The organism is Rhodoblastus sp. (genome assembly GCF_041915505.1).
GTDB lineage: Bacteria > Pseudomonadota > Alphaproteobacteria > Rhizobiales > Beijerinckiaceae > Rhodoblastus.
The window spans coordinates 1-15699 of sequence record NZ_JAYSBG010000046.1; the positions used below are offsets into that span (position 1 = coordinate 1).

Below are 15699 nucleotides of genomic sequence, written 5' to 3' on the forward strand. Positions count from 1 at the left end.
CCGCATTACAAGCAGCGAATCATCTGACGAACCATATACCATCGGGCGTCGAAAAATGACCGATGGACCGGCCGGCCGGCGGCCAGACCCGCCGGCTCGGCCCAATCGCACCGGGACCGACCGCCTCATGACCCAGCCCGCCGCTTTTCTCCAGACCGCCGCGGGCGCGCCGCGCCTCGCTTATCTCTCCCGCCCCGCCAGGCCGAACATCGACCGGCCCGGCCTGTTCTGGCTCGGCGGTTTCCGCTCCGACATGCGCGGGACCAAGGCGGAATTTCTCGATAAGCTCGCGGCGGAGCAAGGCCGCGCCTGCCTGCGCTTCGATTATTCCGGCCATGGCGAATCCGAAGGCGCCTTCGGCGAGGCGACGATCGGGCTCTGGGCGGCGCAGGCGCTGGCCGTGTTCCGCGCGCTGACGCAAGGGCCGCAGATCGTGGTCGGCTCGTCGATGGGCGGCTGGGTCGCCCTGCTGCTCGCCCGCGCCCTGGCGCAAGCCGGCGAAACCGAACGCCTCGCCGGCATGGTCCTGATCGCTCCGGCGGTCGATTTCACGGAAGAACTGCTCTGGCCGCAATTGCCGGACCCGGTCCGGCAGGCCATCGCGCGCGACGGCGCGTGGATGCGGCCCGCCAACGCCTATGGCGAGGGCTATCCCCTGACCCGGGAGCTGTTCGAGGACGGCCGCCGCAACAGCCTGTTCGGCGGCGAAATCCGCGCCTTTTGTCCGGTGACGATCCTGCAGGGCATGGCCGACCCCGACGTGCCCTGGCCCCACGCCATGCGGCTGGTGGAAAGCCTCGCCTCCGACCCGACGACGATCACGCTGATCAAGGACGGCGACCATCGCCTGTCGCGCCCGCAGGATCTCGCAGCGCTGAAACAGGCGATCGAACGGTTTGACGATGAAACAAAGGCGAAATGAGCGGCTCGGCGGAGCAGGGGAAGAGGCGCCGGCGTCGATTCAATAATAGCGCCGTCTGACCCGTTGAACCGGCGGCGCGGGAGGATCGACCGGAGGCGCCGGACGGGGCGCGCATTGGACGGCGATCGATTTGGGCCATTGCAGATCGCGACCGTCGGCGGCAATCGCGGTCGAACGCAGATGATATTCCGGCGACTGGTAATAGGACCAGATCCGCACCTGGTCGAACGGGACGCCAAAATAAGACGACCAATTTCGGATCGCCGAGCAGAACACCGGGAAACGCCACGGTTGCTCCGATTGGGCATAATCGGCCGGGGTGACGACATCGTAAGATCCGAAAGCGCGGATATGGAAGCCCGCGACGATGCCCGGCGGCGCGTTCCGGAGAATCAGCGGCGCTTCGCTTTCGAAAGCCAGCTTCGCCATGGCGCCGGCAGGCGCGCCATGAATCGTCCAGGCGACCGGCCCGTTCGATATGATCAGGAAGCCGGCGTCGCCGGCTTCGCGGAGGTCAAGAGCGATCTCCGGCGAAGCCGCAGGCGGTTCCGACAGATTGACGACGAGAACATTGAGGGCGCGGTTATAGCGCTGCGCGTCGCCAGACGGCGCCGAAAGGCTCTGCAATGTTTTGAGGCTTTCCGTCAGCGGAATGAGCTGATCGCCGTTTTGATATCGGGTGAGATACATCTGGTTGGCGACCCGAAGCATTCCGGGATCGGGCGGGACGATCTCCACCTGCTGGACGGCCGGCGGCCGGAAGACCAACAAAGGCGCCATATTCGCGAGGCTCATTGCAACAGCCAGAATGACGCCTGAGCTTATAAGCAAAGGAAATGTCTTCATAAAATATAAACCAATTCCACGACACAAAACGGGTCGAAAAAACTGGAATGAATGTAGATCAGAAGAAATTAGCGGCGCGTAAATTTAGCTGACGCGCCATCAGGTCGAGGCTGGTTCTTTCGCCCGAGGGCCAAGCGGCGCAAGGACGCCTCGCGCGTCGTTCGACGCGCTCAGCTCAGTTTGAAATCATTTCGCGCAGGCGATGCACCGCGTCGCCGTGGGCTGCGCCTTCAGACGCTTGGGATCGATCCGTTCGCCGCATTCGACGCACACGCCGTAATGGCCGTCGGCGATCCGCTGCAGCGCGGCGCGAATCTGCCCGATTTCCTGAAGCTTCGACTTTTCGATGCCTTCGAGTGGATCCTGGTCTTCGAGCTTGGTCGCCTGCTCTTCCCAATCGGCGGGCAGCGAACTGCGCAGCTCGGTATCGATATCCGCGACATTGCCCGTCAGCTCGACAAGACGGCTCTGCAGGGCCTTCGCAATATCTTCATGCTTGTCCATGACGTTTCGCTTCCAATGCTGATCGGGTTCTTTTCCGTCCCGCCCCGCCATTTTCTTTCAGGAAAACATGACGTCAGCGGCTTCAAGGGCGGCGCTCCTATCCGGCCGCTACGCGTTCCTTGATATCTCTTTCTTGGCAATGAAGCGATTCGACTTGCGGCTGCCAAATCGCCCTATCGCCATCGTCAACGATTTCCGGCGCGAGTCGACAAATCAAACGCAATTTCGATTGAATTTTGGTGGAGCTGAGGGGATTCGAACCCCTGACCTCTGCAGTGCGATTGCAGCGCTCTCCCATCTGAGCTACAGCCCCGCTCCGGAGCGGGTGTTTAGGGCGCGCGCGCCATCCTGTCAATGCGCGCGAATGTTTTCCGGATGAAATCTTGGAAAACTTGTTCGCGCGGTCGTAAAGCCTTAGATAGCGGGCGTCCGAACCCCGGCCCGGAGTCGCAATGTCCGCCGCAGCCTTCATCGTGCCTGTCTTCCAGGTGCTCAATATGGCGATCGACCTCTATTGGTGGGTCATCATCGTCATGGCCGTCATGTCCTGGCTGCTCGCCTTCGACGTGATCAATATGCGCAACGATTTCGTGCGCTCGGTCTGGAACGGCGTCAACGCCCTGACCGAGCCCGCTTTGCGCCCGATCCGCCGCTTCCTGCCGCCCATCGGCGGCATGGATATTTCGCCGATCGTGCTGCTGCTGCTGCTCTCCTTCATCCAGATGGAGCTGGCGGCGCTGGCGCGCGCCCTGCTCGCCTCGACGATGTGAGCGCGCCCGCCGCGAGCTGCTGGACCCGCCGCGCCGAGGGCGTCGAGCTTCACGTGAGGCTGACGCCCAAATCCTCGCGCGACGCGCTGGAGGGCGTGGAAACGCGCGCCGACGGCGCCCGCGTGCTGAAGGCGCGGGTGCGTGCGGTTCCCGAGGACGGCAAGGCCAATGAGGCCCTGATCGCCTTGCTCGCCAAGCAACTCAAACATCCCGCCTCGCGCATCCGGCTGACGGCGGGCGCGACCGCGCGGCAGAAAACCCTGCTGCTCGAAGGCGATTCCGATTCACTGGCCGAACGGCTCGCCGCTTTGTTTCCCTGAACCCGCCAACCGGCCCATTGCCAAGACGCGCCGTCCTGCCCTAAGCAGGACAGGAATCCGCGCTGCGCCGCAGCAGATTGGGGGCGTCCATGAGCAAGACCAATTCCGGCAATTTCTTCGAGGATTTTCAGCTCGGCCAGGTGATCGTCCACGCGACGCCGCGCACCGTCACGGTTGGCGACGTGGCGCTCTACACCGCGCTTTATGGCGGCCGTTTCGCCGTGCAGTCGTCCGACGCTTTCGCTCAGGCGATCGGCTATCCGCGCAGCCCGATCGACGATCTGCTGGTGTTCCACATCGTGTTCGGCAAGACCGTGCCGGATATTTCGCTCAACGCCGTCGCCAATCTCGGCTATGCGGACTGCCGCTTCCTGGTTCCGGTCTATCCCGGCGACACCCTGTCGGCGACATCCGAAGTGATCGGCCTCAAGGAAAATTCCAACGGCCAGACCGGCGTGGTCTATGTCCGCTCGCGCGGCTTCAACCAGCGCGGCGACGTGGTGCTGGACTATGTGCGCTGGGTGATGGTGCGCAAGCGCGACCCGAAATCCCCGGCGCCGGCGGAAGTCACGCCGCAATTGCCGCGCGCGCTGGCGCCCGACCAGCTCGGCGACGCCTTGCCGATCATTGATCCGCGCAAATATGATCTGGCGCTGGCCGGCTCGACTCACCGCTGGGGCGATTATCTGCCCGGCGAGAAGATCGACCATGTCGACGGCATGACCGTCGAGGAGGCCGAGCACCAGCTCGCCACCCGCCTCTACCAGAACACGGCCAAGGTCCATTTCAATCAATATACCGAGGGCCAGGGCCGTTTCGGCCGCCGCCTGATCTATGGCGGCCATGTGATTTCGCTGGCGCGCGGCCTGACCTTCAACGGGCTCGGCAACGCGTTCCACATCGCCGCGATCAATGGCGGCCGCCATGTCAGCCCCCTGTTCGCCGGCCTGACCGTGTTCGCCTGGACGGAAGTGCTGGAGCGCGCCGAAATTCCGGGCCGCGACGATGTCGGCGCCCTGCGCCTGCGCACCATCGCGACCAAGGACCAGCCGACCGCCGCCCATCCGTTCAAACAGGGCGACGGCTACGATCCGAGCGTGATTCTCGATCTGGATTATTGGGCGCTGATCCCGCGCTGAACACGTTCAGACAAAAGAAAAGCCCCCACGGCCAAGGCCGCGGGGGCTTTTTCTTTGCGCTCGCGAAAACCGCGATCAGCCGGCGGTCAGGACGACGCAAATCACCAGCATCGCGCCCGCCGCCGCAATGGCGAGGGCTCCGATGCCCGCCAGGCCGAAGGTCAGGCCGAGGACGACCGCCACGGCGATGACCGCCAGAACGATCGCGATGAAGACCTTGATGGCCTTGGCTTCGGAATTGTCGGCCGGGACGACGTGCGCGGCTTTGGCGATGGTGGCGTCGCTGCTCATGGGATCCTCGCGAAAATGCGGCCCAAGGGCCGGGCTGGAAAAACGTCGAACGACCGCGAATTCCGGGGATGCGGCGATTTGACGCAGGCTTTGGGAACAGGTCGCGACCGAGCGGCGGCCGCGCGCGCCCTCTGCCTTACTATGGAATTTTCAGGAAAAAAAGAGGCCTAAAGCGCTATTGCGGGGTCGTGGACGTTTTGCGCGCCGACGCCGCAATGACGTGGATCAAATCCGGCCCAACGCGCGGGACGGATCAGGCGCCGTTGCGCTTCAGGAAATCCCACACTTTGCGCGCGGAATCGAATTCGGGCCCTTCGTCGCCATAGGGCTCGGAAGTATGGTTCAGCAAATGGCTCGAAAGCCGCATCCCCGTGCCTTCGAGCCTGACCAGCTCGACCGGCGCCTTGCAGCCGGAATAGGACAGGATCGCGCCGCGCGGCGCGCGCGGCCCTCCGCGCGGATCCGCCAGCGGCCGGTCGTCGCGCTTGGCGGAACAGCTGGCGTTTTTGGCGAAAACCGCGAGCGCGGTTTCGGCGGGCAGGACGTCGAAGGCGCTTTCGCCGAATTTCGCCGGACCGCCGGCGAAAGGCACGCGCGGATCGCCGACGTGATTGACCGCGATGAAGGCGATCGGATTGGCGGCGCAATTGGCGAGATCGGTCGGCATGCCGGCGCCCAGAGTGGCGAGGCCGGCGATCGGACGGCCGATGCCGGCGCAGACGGCGCGATAGGCGAGAGCGCCGCCGGAGGCCTCGCCGATGAGATAGATCCGACGCGGGTCGACCGAGCCCTCGCCGATGAAGCGCTCGACCAGATCGCGCAGGAATTTCACGTCACGATCGGCGTCCGGCCCCGCCGCGACCGGCCATTCGCCGCCCAAGGCGTCCGGATAGAGGAAGACCGGCTTGCTCGATTCCGCAATTTCCTCAAGGCCGGCGTGGCGGTGCGCGCGGACGCTGACGCCGCCGGCCGGATGCAGGATGATGACCAGCGGCCGGCGCCGCAGCTTGAGTCGCTCATGCACGACGACCACGGCGGAGCGCACGGTTCCGCCGGACTGGATGGTGAGTCGCGCCGCCGAAGCCGGCGCGGAACACGTCAGCGCCATCGCGGCGAAAGCCAGCAGGCCGGCCGCGCCCGCGGCCCAGAGCGAAGAAAGAAGTTTCACCGTGCGCACTCCAACCGCCCTAGGTTTCGCTTCTTTGCGTTGCGAAAGCAAGACGCCCGGCCGACCAGGGAGAGAAAATTGCTCAATCGTGAGGCGCCGTCCAGCAGACCCATCGACCAGCCGGCCCGTCAACCAAAGGACTGAGGCTGATCGCATTGCGCAGCGCACGCGTTTCCATTAGTGAGAGTGTCCGACCTCTTAGGTTTAATTTAGATTTCGCGGGCCCTTCGGGCCTCTCGCGGAACCTGACCATGTCAGTCCGAACAGGAAGGGTGAATTCCATGGCCGATCCCAGCCCGATCCCGCTGGAGCAGCGCCGCCCGCTCTCCCCCCATTTGCAGATCTACCAATGGTCGCCGACCATGGCCGTGTCGATCGCGCACCGCGTCACCGGCGCCGCGCTCTATGTCGGCACGCTGCTGCTCGCCGTCTATCTGCTCGCCGCCGCCAGCGACGCGCCGACCTTCAACGCCGTTTCGGCGCTGTTCCATTCGTTCATCGGCCAGCTCGTGCTGTTCGGCTACACCTTCGCGCTGCTGCTCCATCTGTTCGGCGGCCTGCGCCATGCGATCTGGGACGCGGGCAAGGGCTTCGAGCCGGAAGCGCGCGACAGGCTCGCCTATGGCTCGGTCGCCGCCGCCGCGGCCGCGACGGTCCTGCTGTGGATCGTCTCCTTCATCATTCGCTGAGGCCTGAACGATGTCCCAGAAATCCACGCTCCAGACGCCTCGCGCCCGTGTGAGCCATCTCGGCTCGGCCAAATCCGGCACGCATCACGCCTGGCTGATGCGCCTGACCTCCTTCGCGCTGCTGCCGCTGACGATCGCCTTCATCCTGATCGTGCTGTCGCTGCCCGGCCGCGACTACCAGAGCGCGCGCATCCTGCTCGGCTCGCCCTGCCCCGCCATCCTGCTGCTGCTGTTCGTCGGCGTCGGGATCTATCACATGACGCTCGGCATGCAGGTCATCATCGAGGACTACATCCACGCCGAACATCCGAAGCATCTGGCTCTGATGGCCAATATCTGCTTCGGGCTGGTGCTCGGCGCCGCCTCGATCTATGCGGTGCTCCGCCTGAGCTTCACCTGATCTTCGCCAGGGCGCGGCGGGCCTGAGGCTCGCGCCGCGCCGTCCTCCGCAATTCCGGTTTAAGGGTTCATCCAATGGCATCGAACGACGCCACAGCCAAGGCGGCCATCGGCGGCAAGGCCTATCCGATCGTGGACCACACTTTCGACGTCGTGGTGGTCGGCGCGGGCGGCGCGGGTCTGCGCGCGACCGTCGGCTGCTCGCAGGCGGGCCTGCGCACGGCCTGCATTTCCAAGGTCTTCCCCACCCGTTCGCATACGGTGGCGGCGCAGGGCGGCGTCGCCGCCTCGCTGGCCAATATGGGGCCGGACAACTGGAAATGGCACATGTACGACACCGTCAAGGGCTCCGACTGGCTCGGAGACCAGGACGCGATCGAATATCTCTGTCGCAACGCTCCGGCCGCCGTCTATGAGCTGGAGCACTGGGGCGTGCCGTTCTCGCGCACTGTCGACGGCAAGATCTACCAGCGTCCGTTCGGCGGCATGACCACCGATTTCGGCAAGGGCCCGCCGGCCCAGCGCACCTGCGCCGCCGCCGACCGCACCGGCCACGCCATGCTGCACACGCTCTATGGCCAGGCTTTGCGGAATTCGACCGAATTCTTCATCGAATATTTCGCCATCGACCTGATCCGCGACGCCTCGGGCGCGGTGCGCGGCGTCGTCTGCCTGAAAATGGACGACGGCACCATCCACCGCTTCCGTTCGCAGCTCGTCATTCTGGCGACCGGCGGCTATGGCCGCGCCTATTTCTCGGCGACCTCGGCCCATACCTGCACCGGCGACGGCGGCGGCATGATTCTCCGCGCCGGCCTGCCGATCCAGGATCTGGAATTCGTCCAGTTCCACCCGACCGGCATTTATGGCGCGGGCTGCCTCATCACCGAGGGCGCGCGCGGCGAAGGCGGCTATCTGACCAATTCGTCCGGCGAACGCTTCATGGAGCGTTATGCGCCTTCCGTGAAGGATCTGGCGCCGCGCGACATGGTTTCGCGCGCCATGACCATGGAAATCCGCGAAGGTCGCGGCGTGGGCAAGAACAAGGATCACATCTTCCTGCATCTTGACCATCTCGACCCGAAGATCCTGCACGAGCGCCTGCCCGGCATTTCGGAAAGCGCCAAGATCTTCGCCGGCGTCGACGTCACCCGCGAGCCGATCCCGGTTCTGCCGACCGTCCACTACAATATGGGCGGCATCCAGACGAACTATCACGGCGAAGTGCTGACCAAGGTCGGCGACGATCCGGATGTGGTGGTGCCCGGCCTGATGGCTGTGGGCGAGGCGGCCTGCGTGTCCGTCCACGGCGCGAACCGCCTCGGCTCCAATTCGCTGATCGATCTGGTGGTGTTCGGCCGCGCCGTCGGCCTGCGCGCCGCCGAAATCATCAAGGCGGGCGCCAAACAGCCCAATCTGCCGGAGGATTCGGCCGATCTCGCTCTGTCGCGCCTCGACCATTACCGCCACGCCAATGGCGGCACGCCGACCGCCGACCTGCGCCTGAAAATGCAGAAGGTGATGCAGAACAATTGCGCGGTCTATCGCACCGGCGAGGTTCTGGAGGAAGGCGTCAAGCTGATCCACGACGTTTGGGCCGGCCGCGACGATCTGCGCGTCACCGACCGCTCGCTGATCTGGAACTCGGACCTGATCGAGACGCTGGAATTCGACAATCTCATCGTCCAGGCCGTCGTCACCATGGTCGGCGCCGAGAACCGCAAGGAATCGCGCGGCGCCCACGCCCGCGAGGATTATGCGAATCGCGACGACGTCAACTGGATGAAGCACACGCTGGCGACCATCGACGACAAGGCCAAGACCGTGTCGCTCGATTACCGCCCCGTGCACAGCTACACCATGACGGACGAGGTCAGCTATATCGAGCCGAAAGCGCGCGTCTATTGAGGTCAATCCCGGCCGGGGCGCGGCCCCGGCCCATCATTTCTCGCCCCTCACCGGCGCGATGAGAGAGAGCAATCCCGATGGTTGAACTCGCACTGCCCAAGAATTCCGTGGTTGGCCTTGGCAAGAGCTGGCCCAAGCCCGCCAACGCCAAGAAACTCACCGAATTCCAGATCTATCGCTGGAACCCGGACGACGGCCGCAACCCCTCGATCGACACCTATTACGTCGATCGTGAGGATTGCGGGCCGATGGTTCTGGACGCCCTGCTGTATATCAAGAACAAGGTCGATCCGACGCTGACCCTGCGCCGCTCGTGCCGCGAAGGCATTTGCGGCTCCTGCGCGATGAATATCGACGGCGCCAACACCTTGGCCTGCACCAAGGCGATCGACGACGTGAAGGCGCCGGTCAAGATCTATCCGCTGCCGCATATGCCGGTGGTGAAGGATCTGGTGCCGGACCTGACCACGTTCTACGCCCAGCACGCCTCGATCGAGCCCTGGCTCAAGACCGAGACCCCGGCGCCGGAAAAGGAATGGCTGCAATCGCCGCAGGACCGCAACAAGCTCGACGGACTCTATGAGTGCATCCTCTGCGCCTGCTGCTCGACCTCGTGCCCGTCCTATTGGTGGAACGGCGACCGCTATCTCGGCCCTTCCGCGCTGTTGCAAGCCTATCGCTGGCTGATCGATTCGCGCGACGAGGCGACCGGCGAGCGTCTCGACAATCTGGAAGACCCGTTCCGGCTCTATCGCTGCCACACCATCATGAACTGCGCCCGCGCCTGCCCCAAGAGCCTGAACCCGGCCAAGGCGATCGCGGAAATCAAGAACATGATGATCGCCCGGCAGGTCTGAGCCGCCGGCCTGAAGCGTTTCCTTGTTTCGTGGAAACAAGGAAACGCTTCAGGTTTTTGTTTTGACGCGTTTTAGCGACAAAGAAAAAGGCGCGCCCGACGGGCGCGCCTTTTTCTTTAGTCTTTGGGGTCATCCAGGCGTCATCGCGAGATGAGCGCGCGGGCCGTCCTCGTGGCCGGCCAGCCTTCGATTGGCGTTACGCTCGCGGCTGCAGCGAGAACACGCGGGTCTGCAGGTCGAGCATCGCAGTGGCGAAACTCGTCGCATTATCGGCGAACTCGCTCCAGACCGAGGCCGGGGTCGGGTCGCGAGCGACCAGCTTGCCGGTCGTGTCGTCGGTCTCGAACCGCAGATCGGCCGAGAATTTCTTCGCCAGCGCCTGCATGGCGGCGTTGCTGGCGAGACAGGACATGTAGAGCGCGTCGGCGCGACGATTGCGCGCGGCGCGCACGATGCGCGACATCAGTTCGGTGCCGACGCCGCGACGGCGCCAGTCCTTCTCCACGCTGAACGCCGCCTCGACGGAGCCGCCGATGATATTGTTGCCGACAGCCCGCAGTTCGCCGGCGCCGCGCAGGACTCCCTCGACGTAATATCCATAGATCACGTCGTCGATGCCGAAGCAGCGCTCGGCGTAACGGGTCAGAAAGTCGTCGTTGACCGACATTGCGAAGCGGTCATACCGGCTCTGCGCGTCAAGACGCAATAGGTGCTCTCGGAACGCCGAGAGGTCGGCCGGCCATAATCTGCGTATGACGCCGCCATGGATCATCATCTGTTCCATAGTGGTTATTCCTTGTCCTTCCGCGGCGCGCGGCCGCTGTTGCTCGGACCCTCCGAAAAACGCTTCCTCATACATAGGTTGAATATGCTGCATTGCAGCAAAAAGTTCAAGCCCGAACTTTGTGCATTTTTAACCGTTGATTCCTTTGGTTTTTTGTCAGAATCAAGGCTCGACCGCATCCGTGCTGCAACAATTAAGGAAGCGTTGGCTCCGATTCAATGTTGCATCGCAGAAAAGCATTTATGCGCGAATGCATGAACGATCCGTGAATGTCCCCTGCGGGCCGATTCAGGCCAGCAATTCGATCAGCGGCGGGATCAGCGGCTCATCGGCGGGCGGCATGGGAATGTCGCGCAATTGCTGCGGCCGCAGCCATTTCAGGGCCTGTCCCTCGCGCGAGGCCGCAAAACCGTCCCAGCGCCGGCAGACATAAAGCGGCATCAGCAGATGGAAATCCGGATAGGCGTGGCTGGCGAAGGTCAGCGGCGCGAGGCAGGGCTCTTTCACCGCAATCCCCAGTTCCTCGTGCAATTCGCGAATCAGCGCCTGTTCCGGCCGTTCGCCGGCGTCGACCTTGCCGCCCGGAAATTCCCAAAGGCCCGCGAGCTGCTTGCCCTCGGGTCTCTGGGCGACCAGAACACGATTGTCGGCGTCGATCAGCGCCGCTGCGACAACGAGAACGAGCTTCATGTTGATTTGCCGCCCTTCCAGGGCGGCGCCCCTCGCATAAGCTCGGCGTCGCATTCGCTCCTAGACGGCTTTCGCAGGCGTACGCCTGCGCAAACCGTCTTCATGACCGGTAGTCGCCATTGATGGCGACATATTCCTTGGTCAGGTCGCAGGTCCAGACCGTCGCCTCGCCCTTGCCGATCCCCAGATCGGCGCGAATCACGATCTTGTCCTGTTTCATCGCGGCGGTGGCGGCGGCCTCGTCGTAATCCGGGTCGCGCCGGCCGTCATGGGCGACGCGGATATCGCCGAACCAGATCGACAGCAGGTCGCGCTCGGCCTTTTCGCCGGCCTTGCCGACCGCCATCACCACGCGGCCCCAATTGGCGTCCTCGCCGGCCGCCGCGGTCTTGACCAAAGGCGAATTGGCGATCGAAAAGGCGATCTTTTTCGCGGCCTTGTCGTCCTCGGCGCCGGTCACCCGCACCTCGATGAATTTGCGCGCGCCCTCGCCGTCGCGCGCCACCTGCTGGGCGAGATCGAGCAAAACCGCTTCGAGCTTTTCGGCGAAATCCGCCAGATCCTTGTCGCCGGCCTTCTTGACCTTCTTCTGGCCGCGCTTGGCCGCCGCGCCGGTGGCGAACAGCATCAACGTGTCGGAGGTCGAGGTGTCGCTATCCACCGTCACCGCGTTGAACGTGCCCTTGACGCCTTTGGACAGCAGCTTTTGCAGCGCCTCTGACGAAATGGCGGCGTCGGTGAACACATAGGACAGCATGGTCGCCATATTGGGCGCGATCATGCCGGCGCCCTTGGCCATGCCGTTGATCGTCACCTCGACGCCGTCGATCAAAGCCTTGGCGGTCGCGACTTTGGGAAAAGTGTCGGTGGTCATGATGGCCCGTGCGGCGGCGAGCCAGCCGTCGGGCCGCGCCTCCGCCGCGAGCTTGTCGAGCACGCCCTCGAATTTGCTGGCGTCGAGCGGCTCGCCGATCACGCCGGTCGAGGCCAGGAAAATCTCGTCCTCATCGGCGCCAACCGCCTTGGCGGCCAGTTTCGCGGTCAGTTCGGTCGCCTCGCGGCCGAGCTTGCCGGTAAAGGCGTTGGCGTTGCCGGAATTGACCACCAGAGCGCGGGCGCGGCCGCCGCGCAGATTGTCGCGGCACCAGTCCACCGGAGCCGAAGGGCATTTGGAGGTGGTGAACACGCCGGCGACTGTCGCGCCCGCGTCGAACACAGCCAGCAGCACGTCGGTGCGGCCCTGATAGCGAATGCCGGCGGCGCCGGCGGCCAGACGCACGCCGTCGATGGCCGGGAGTTCGGCAAAGCTTTTCGGCGCGAGGGGCGAGACGGGAGCTGCGGCGGCCATATTTGACTTCCTTCGATTGGCTTGGCGCGGATTAGTCGTCGGCTTGGTTCCAGGCGTCAAGTCGCATCGGCGCCTCGAAATGGATTTGCGGCGAATTTTTCAAATCCAAGGGAATAAACCGTCCCGCGCCGGAGTCTTGTTGTCGCGATCCCGCGATGAGGAGAGATTCATGCGCGAACATGACGCCGAAATGAAAAAAACCGGCCCGAACCGCCGAAAAATTCTGGAATGCATGGCCTGGGCGGGGACCGGCATGGTCTGGACGGTTTCCGGCGGCGCGCCCGCCTCGCAGCTTTTGGGCTCGGCCCAGGCGAAGGACGCCGGCTTCACTTTCGTCCAGATTTCCGACAGCCATATCGGCTTCGACAAGCCGGTCAATCCCGACGCCGTCGGCACGCTGAATCAGGCTCTGGACCAGATTCTGGCCCTGCCCGAGCCGCCGGATTTCATCATCCACACCGGCGACATCACCCATACCGCCGAGCCCGGCCAGTTCGACACCGCGTTGAAGGCGATCAGCCGGCTGAAGCGCGACGTCCATTACGCGCCGGGCGAACATGACATCGTCGACGCCGCCACGAGCAAGGCCTATATGGAGCGCTTCGGCAAAGGCGCCCGCGATGGAGCCTATTATTCCTTCGACCACAAGGGCGTGCATTTCGTCTCGCTCAACAATGTCGTCGATCTGAAAGCCAATGGCCTCGGCTTCCTCGGCGCCGACCAGCTCGCCTGGCTGGCCGACGACCTGCGCGACAAGAAAGATTCCACGCCGATCGTGCTGTTCTGCCACATTCCGCTGTGGACCATCGCGCCGGAATGGGGCTGGGGCACGCAGGATTCGCAAGCCGCCCTCGCCCTGTTGGCGCGGTTCGGCTCGGTCACCGTGCTGAACGGCCATATCCACCAGACCATGCAGAAGATCGAAGGCCGGGCGACTTTCCACACCGCCCGCTCGACGGCCTTTCCGCAGCCGGCGCCCGGAACCGCGCCCGCGCCGGGGCCCCTGAAAGTGCCGCCGGGACAATTGCGCGGGCTGCTCGGCATCACCGATGTCGTCTATGCGCCGGGCGACGCCCGGCTCGCCATTACCGATACAGCGCTGGGGGGATGAGAACGGCGATGAGACGATCCGCGCTTCTGCTCATCGCGCTGACGGCCTTCGCCGTGGGCGCGCCTTCGGCCCAAGCGGCCGGCGACGCCGCCCACGGCGAGGAGCTCTACGAGGGCTGTCAGGACTGCCATTCGCTCGACAAGAACGAGGTCGGACCGCGCCATCGCGGGGTCTATGGCCGCAAGGCCGGCTCACTGCCGGATTACGCCTATTCCGACGCCCTGAAGAACGCCAATGTTGTCTGGGACGACAAGACGCTCGACCTGTGGCTGACGGATCCGCAAAAATTCCTGCCCGGCGCGAAAATGTTCTATCATCTCGACAGCGCGCAAGATCGCGCCGACGTCATCGAATATTTGAAGACGCGCGCGAAATGATGTTGGAGACCGCCCTGTCGTGACGGCCAGCGAACTGGCGCGGCGGCGCTTCGCCGCCGTCGCGCTTCCCCATCTCGACGCGGCTTATTCGCTCGCCAAGGCCCTGGCGGGCAATGGCCCCGACGCCGAAGACATCGTGCAGGAGGCCTGCCTGCGCGCGCTGAACGCTTTGGAGCGGCAGGAGATCGAGCAGCCGCGCGCCTGGATGCTGACGGTCACCCGCAACGCCGCGCTGACCTTTCTGGCCCGGCGCGCGCCGCCCAATCCGGCCGATATCGGCGATCTCGAACGCGAGGGCCGGCTGACGGCGCCGGCGCCCGGTCCCGACGCCGAGGCGCGGCTGATCGCCGCCGACGAGGGCGAAGCCTTGCGCGGCGCGCTGGCCGCGCTGCCCCTGCCCTTGCGCGAAACCCTGCTGATGCGCGTCACGCACGGCCTCAGCTATCGCGACATCGCCGCGGCCACGCAGGCGCCGGTTGGCACGGTGATGTCGCGCCTCGCCCGCGCCCGCGCGGCGCTGGCGCAAGCTCTGGGAGACAAAAGGTGACGGAGGCGGAAGACAAAGTCCTGCGGATTCAGGCCGCGCTCGACGGCGAACTCGACGCCGCCGGCATGCTGGACTTCGAGCGCATCTGCGCCGAGGATCCGGCTTTGGCGGCCGAATACGCCCGGCTGAAGGCGCTGGACGAGGCCCTGCGCCGCGCCGCGCCGGTCGAGCCCGCCCCCGACTCTTTGCGCGCCCGCATCGCCGCCCTCGCCGAACCGCCCCAGACCCGGCAGCCGGCGAAAACCCCGCTGCGCTTCGCCGCCCCGCCGCGCGCGCTCGCCGCCTCGCTGCTGCTGGGCGCGGTGCTCGGCTATGGCGGCGCTTTGATGCGGCCCAATGCGCCCGACCCCGAGCGCACGCTGGTTTCCGCCTTCATGCGGACGCAGATTTCCGGCCAGAGCGTGGATATAGCGACCAGCGAGCGCCATGTGGTCAAGCCCTGGCTCGCCGGTCGCGCGCCACTGGCCATAACGGCGGTCGATCTCGCCGCAGCAGGCTTTCCGCTCGCCGGCGGACGCGTCGAGGCGCTCGACGGCAGGATCGTCCCGACCCTGGTCTACAAGCGCCGGGAACATCGCATCGAAGTGACGGAACTGCCGCTGTCGGAAGCGGATTCGGACAAGAGTCGCAATGCCGGATTCGACGGCTTTCACGTCGCGCGCTGGAGCGATGCCGACCGCGCCTATATTGCGGTGACCGATCTGCCGGCGATCGAACTCGCCCAATTCGTCGATCTGTTCCGCGCCGCCGTGGCGGGCGAGCGCGAGGGCGCGGGCGCGGGCCCCAAGTAATCAGCCCAAAGTGAGAGCCCCGAAATGAAAAGCCCCGCCGAAGCGGGGCTGTCCAGATCTTACTTCTTCGGCGCTTCGGCCGGCTTCGCGGCGTCGGGCTTGGCCGCGTCCGGCTTGGCGGCGTCCGGCTTCGGGGCGTCGGCCGGCTCGTCCGTGCGGGTGATCTTGGCGGCCTCGCGCAGTTTCAGGATCGCCTCGCTCTGGGCGCGCTGGGCGACGAAGCGCTCGAGCTGATCCT

The 15699-nt window shown here is 65.0% G+C and carries 20 protein-coding genes and 1 tRNA gene; 13 read left to right on the plus strand and 8 right to left on the minus strand.

What is annotated here, in order from left to right:
* Nucleotides 1-127: 127 nt before the first annotated feature.
* Nucleotides 128-922: an alpha/beta hydrolase gene (locus ACE3S9_RS05145; RefSeq protein ID WP_374545366.1), complete on the plus strand. Its 795-nt coding sequence runs from the start codon at nt 128-130 to the stop codon at nt 920-922.
* A gap of 39 nt (nt 923-961) precedes the next feature.
* On the opposite strand, the gene ACE3S9_RS05150 is transcribed toward ACE3S9_RS05145, so the two are convergent.
* The 3 genes from ACE3S9_RS05150 to ACE3S9_RS05160 form a co-directional block, all read right to left on the minus strand.
* Nucleotides 962-1717, minus strand: coding sequence for a hypothetical protein (locus tag ACE3S9_RS05150; RefSeq protein ID WP_374545367.1), 756 nt, complete (start codon nt 1715-1717; stop codon nt 962-964).
* A 237-nt stretch (nt 1718-1954) separates the two neighbouring features.
* Entirely contained in the window at nt 1955-2323 is a 369-nt protein-coding gene (locus ACE3S9_RS05155) for a TraR/DksA family transcriptional regulator (RefSeq protein WP_374545368.1), read from the minus strand.
* Between the two features lie 186 nt (nt 2324-2509).
* Nucleotides 2510-2585: transfer RNA gene (locus ACE3S9_RS05160), tRNA-Ala, on the minus strand.
* 139 nt (nt 2586-2724) lie between these two features.
* Between ACE3S9_RS05160 and ACE3S9_RS05165 the strand changes: the two genes are divergently transcribed.
* The 3 genes from ACE3S9_RS05165 (at nt 2725) to ACE3S9_RS05175 (ending at nt 4501) form a co-directional block, all read left to right on the plus strand.
* The gene (locus ACE3S9_RS05165) at nt 2725-3042 is read left to right on the plus strand and encodes a YggT family protein (protein WP_374545369.1); all 318 of its coding nucleotides are present in this window, start codon (nt 2725-2727) and stop codon (nt 3040-3042) included.
* Entirely contained in the window at nt 3039-3362 is a 324-nt protein-coding gene (locus tag ACE3S9_RS05170) for a DUF167 family protein (protein WP_374545370.1), read from the plus strand. Before ACE3S9_RS05165 ends, ACE3S9_RS05170 begins: the two co-directional genes overlap by 4 nt.
* A gap of 89 nt (nt 3363-3451) precedes the next feature.
* Nucleotides 3452-4501 (plus strand): MaoC family dehydratase, encoded by a 1050-nt coding sequence (locus tag ACE3S9_RS05175; RefSeq protein ID WP_374545371.1) that lies wholly within the window; start codon nt 3452-3454, stop codon nt 4499-4501.
* Nucleotides 4502-4576: 75 nt separating this feature from the next.
* Here ACE3S9_RS05175 and ACE3S9_RS05180 read toward each other — a convergent pair whose 3' ends face one another.
* Nucleotides 4577-4792, minus strand: coding sequence for a hypothetical protein (locus ACE3S9_RS05180; RefSeq protein ID WP_374545372.1), 216 nt, complete (start codon nt 4790-4792; stop codon nt 4577-4579).
* A 253-nt stretch (nt 4793-5045) separates the two neighbouring features.
* The gene (locus ACE3S9_RS05185; RefSeq protein ID WP_374545373.1) at nt 5046-5960 is read right to left on the minus strand and encodes a PHB depolymerase family esterase; all 915 of its coding nucleotides are present in this window, start codon (nt 5958-5960) and stop codon (nt 5046-5048) included.
* A gap of 281 nt (nt 5961-6241) precedes the next feature.
* Here ACE3S9_RS05185 and sdhC point away from each other — a divergent pair, with 281 nt between their 5' ends.
* From sdhC to ACE3S9_RS05205, 4 genes are all read left to right on the plus strand, one after another.
* Nucleotides 6242-6649 (plus strand): succinate dehydrogenase, cytochrome b556 subunit, encoded by a 408-nt coding sequence (gene sdhC / locus ACE3S9_RS05190; RefSeq protein ID WP_374545374.1) that lies wholly within the window; start codon nt 6242-6244, stop codon nt 6647-6649.
* 10 nt (nt 6650-6659) lie between these two features.
* Nucleotides 6660-7049, plus strand: coding sequence for a succinate dehydrogenase, hydrophobic membrane anchor protein (gene sdhD, locus ACE3S9_RS05195; RefSeq protein WP_374545375.1), 390 nt, complete (start codon nt 6660-6662; stop codon nt 7047-7049).
* A gap of 74 nt (nt 7050-7123) precedes the next feature.
* Nucleotides 7124-8956, plus strand: a complete 1833-nt coding sequence (gene sdhA / locus ACE3S9_RS05200) for a succinate dehydrogenase flavoprotein subunit (protein ID WP_374545376.1) — start codon at nt 7124-7126, stop codon at nt 8954-8956.
* A 77-nt stretch (nt 8957-9033) separates the two neighbouring features.
* Entirely contained in the window at nt 9034-9813 is a 780-nt protein-coding gene (locus ACE3S9_RS05205) for a succinate dehydrogenase iron-sulfur subunit (RefSeq protein WP_374545377.1), read from the plus strand.
* Between the two features lie 196 nt (nt 9814-10009).
* On the opposite strand, the gene ACE3S9_RS05210 is transcribed toward ACE3S9_RS05205, so the two are convergent.
* The gene (locus ACE3S9_RS05210) at nt 10010-10597 is read right to left on the minus strand and encodes a GNAT family N-acetyltransferase (protein ID WP_374545378.1); all 588 of its coding nucleotides are present in this window, start codon (nt 10595-10597) and stop codon (nt 10010-10012) included.
* On the opposite strand from ACE3S9_RS05210, the gene ACE3S9_RS05215 reads away from it, so the two are divergent.
* A complete protein-coding gene (locus tag ACE3S9_RS05215; protein WP_374545379.1) occupies nt 10577-10855 on the plus strand; it encodes a hypothetical protein in 279 nt (92 codons plus the stop codon). The two genes, ACE3S9_RS05210 and ACE3S9_RS05215, sit on opposite strands and share 21 nt — an antisense overlap.
* A gap of 30 nt (nt 10856-10885) precedes the next feature.
* On the opposite strand, the gene ACE3S9_RS05220 is transcribed toward ACE3S9_RS05215, so the two are convergent.
* Nucleotides 10886-11287: a (deoxy)nucleoside triphosphate pyrophosphohydrolase gene (locus tag ACE3S9_RS05220; RefSeq protein ID WP_374545380.1), complete on the minus strand. Its 402-nt coding sequence runs from the start codon at nt 11285-11287 to the stop codon at nt 10886-10888.
* 100 nt (nt 11288-11387) lie between these two features.
* A complete protein-coding gene (argJ, locus tag ACE3S9_RS05225) occupies nt 11388-12635 on the minus strand; it encodes a bifunctional glutamate N-acetyltransferase/amino-acid acetyltransferase ArgJ (RefSeq protein ID WP_374545381.1) in 1248 nt (415 codons plus the stop codon).
* A gap of 169 nt (nt 12636-12804) precedes the next feature.
* On the opposite strand from argJ, the gene ACE3S9_RS05230 reads away from it, so the two are divergent.
* From ACE3S9_RS05230 to ACE3S9_RS05245, 4 genes are read left to right on the plus strand one after another with little or no spacing between them, the layout of a single operon-like run.
* Complete coding sequence (locus ACE3S9_RS05230; protein ID WP_374545382.1) at nt 12805-13746, plus strand: metallophosphoesterase; 942 nt, start codon at nt 12805-12807, stop codon at nt 13744-13746.
* An 8-nt stretch (nt 13747-13754) separates the two neighbouring features.
* Nucleotides 13755-14123: a cytochrome c family protein gene (locus tag ACE3S9_RS05235; protein ID WP_374545383.1), complete on the plus strand. Its 369-nt coding sequence runs from the start codon at nt 13755-13757 to the stop codon at nt 14121-14123.
* Between the two features lie 19 nt (nt 14124-14142).
* Nucleotides 14143-14670, plus strand: a complete 528-nt coding sequence (locus ACE3S9_RS05240) for a sigma-70 family RNA polymerase sigma factor (protein WP_374545384.1) — start codon at nt 14143-14145, stop codon at nt 14668-14670.
* The gene (locus tag ACE3S9_RS05245) at nt 14667-15461 is read left to right on the plus strand and encodes an anti-sigma factor (RefSeq protein ID WP_374545385.1); all 795 of its coding nucleotides are present in this window, start codon (nt 14667-14669) and stop codon (nt 15459-15461) included. The genes ACE3S9_RS05240 and ACE3S9_RS05245 overlap by 4 nt, the downstream gene beginning before the upstream one ends.
* The last annotated feature ends 238 nt before the right edge of the window (nt 15462-15699 follow it).

Bases quoted from the DNA above. Each gene is read 5' to 3' on its own strand.
- ACE3S9_RS05145 (WP_374545366.1), top strand. From the start codon at position 128: ATGACCCAGCCCGCCGCTTTTCTCCAGACCGCCGCGGGCGCGCCGCGC.
- ACE3S9_RS05150 (WP_374545367.1), bottom strand. From the start codon at position 1,717: ATGAGCCTCGCGAATATGGCGCCTTTGTTGGTCTTCCGGCCGCCGGCC.
- ACE3S9_RS05155 (WP_374545368.1), bottom strand. From the start codon at position 2,323: ATGGCGGGGCGGGACGGAAAAGAACCCGATCAGCATTGGAAGCGAAAC.
- ACE3S9_RS05165 (WP_374545369.1), top strand. From the start codon at position 2,725: ATGTCCGCCGCAGCCTTCATCGTGCCTGTCTTCCAGGTGCTCAATATG.
- ACE3S9_RS05175 (WP_374545371.1), top strand. From the start codon at position 3,452: ATGAGCAAGACCAATTCCGGCAATTTCTTCGAGGATTTTCAGCTCGGC.
- ACE3S9_RS05180 (WP_374545372.1), bottom strand. From the start codon at position 4,792: ATGAGCAGCGACGCCACCATCGCCAAAGCCGCGCACGTCGTCCCGGCC.
- sdhC (WP_374545374.1), top strand. From the start codon at position 6,242: ATGGCCGATCCCAGCCCGATCCCGCTGGAGCAGCGCCGCCCGCTCTCC.
- sdhD (WP_374545375.1), top strand. From the start codon at position 6,660: ATGTCCCAGAAATCCACGCTCCAGACGCCTCGCGCCCGTGTGAGCCAT.
- sdhA (WP_374545376.1), top strand. From the start codon at position 7,124: ATGGCATCGAACGACGCCACAGCCAAGGCGGCCATCGGCGGCAAGGCC.
- ACE3S9_RS05205 (WP_374545377.1), top strand. From the start codon at position 9,034: ATGGTTGAACTCGCACTGCCCAAGAATTCCGTGGTTGGCCTTGGCAAG.
- ACE3S9_RS05215 (WP_374545379.1), top strand. From the start codon at position 10,577: ATGGATCATCATCTGTTCCATAGTGGTTATTCCTTGTCCTTCCGCGGC.
- ACE3S9_RS05210 (WP_374545378.1), bottom strand. From the start codon at position 10,597: ATGGAACAGATGATGATCCATGGCGGCGTCATACGCAGATTATGGCCG.
- ACE3S9_RS05220 (WP_374545380.1), bottom strand. From the start codon at position 11,287: ATGAAGCTCGTTCTCGTTGTCGCAGCGGCGCTGATCGACGCCGACAAT.
- argJ (WP_374545381.1), bottom strand. From the start codon at position 12,635: ATGGCCGCCGCAGCTCCCGTCTCGCCCCTCGCGCCGAAAAGCTTTGCC.
- ACE3S9_RS05230 (WP_374545382.1), top strand. From the start codon at position 12,805: ATGCGCGAACATGACGCCGAAATGAAAAAAACCGGCCCGAACCGCCGA.
- ACE3S9_RS05235 (WP_374545383.1), top strand. From the start codon at position 13,755: ATGAGACGATCCGCGCTTCTGCTCATCGCGCTGACGGCCTTCGCCGTG.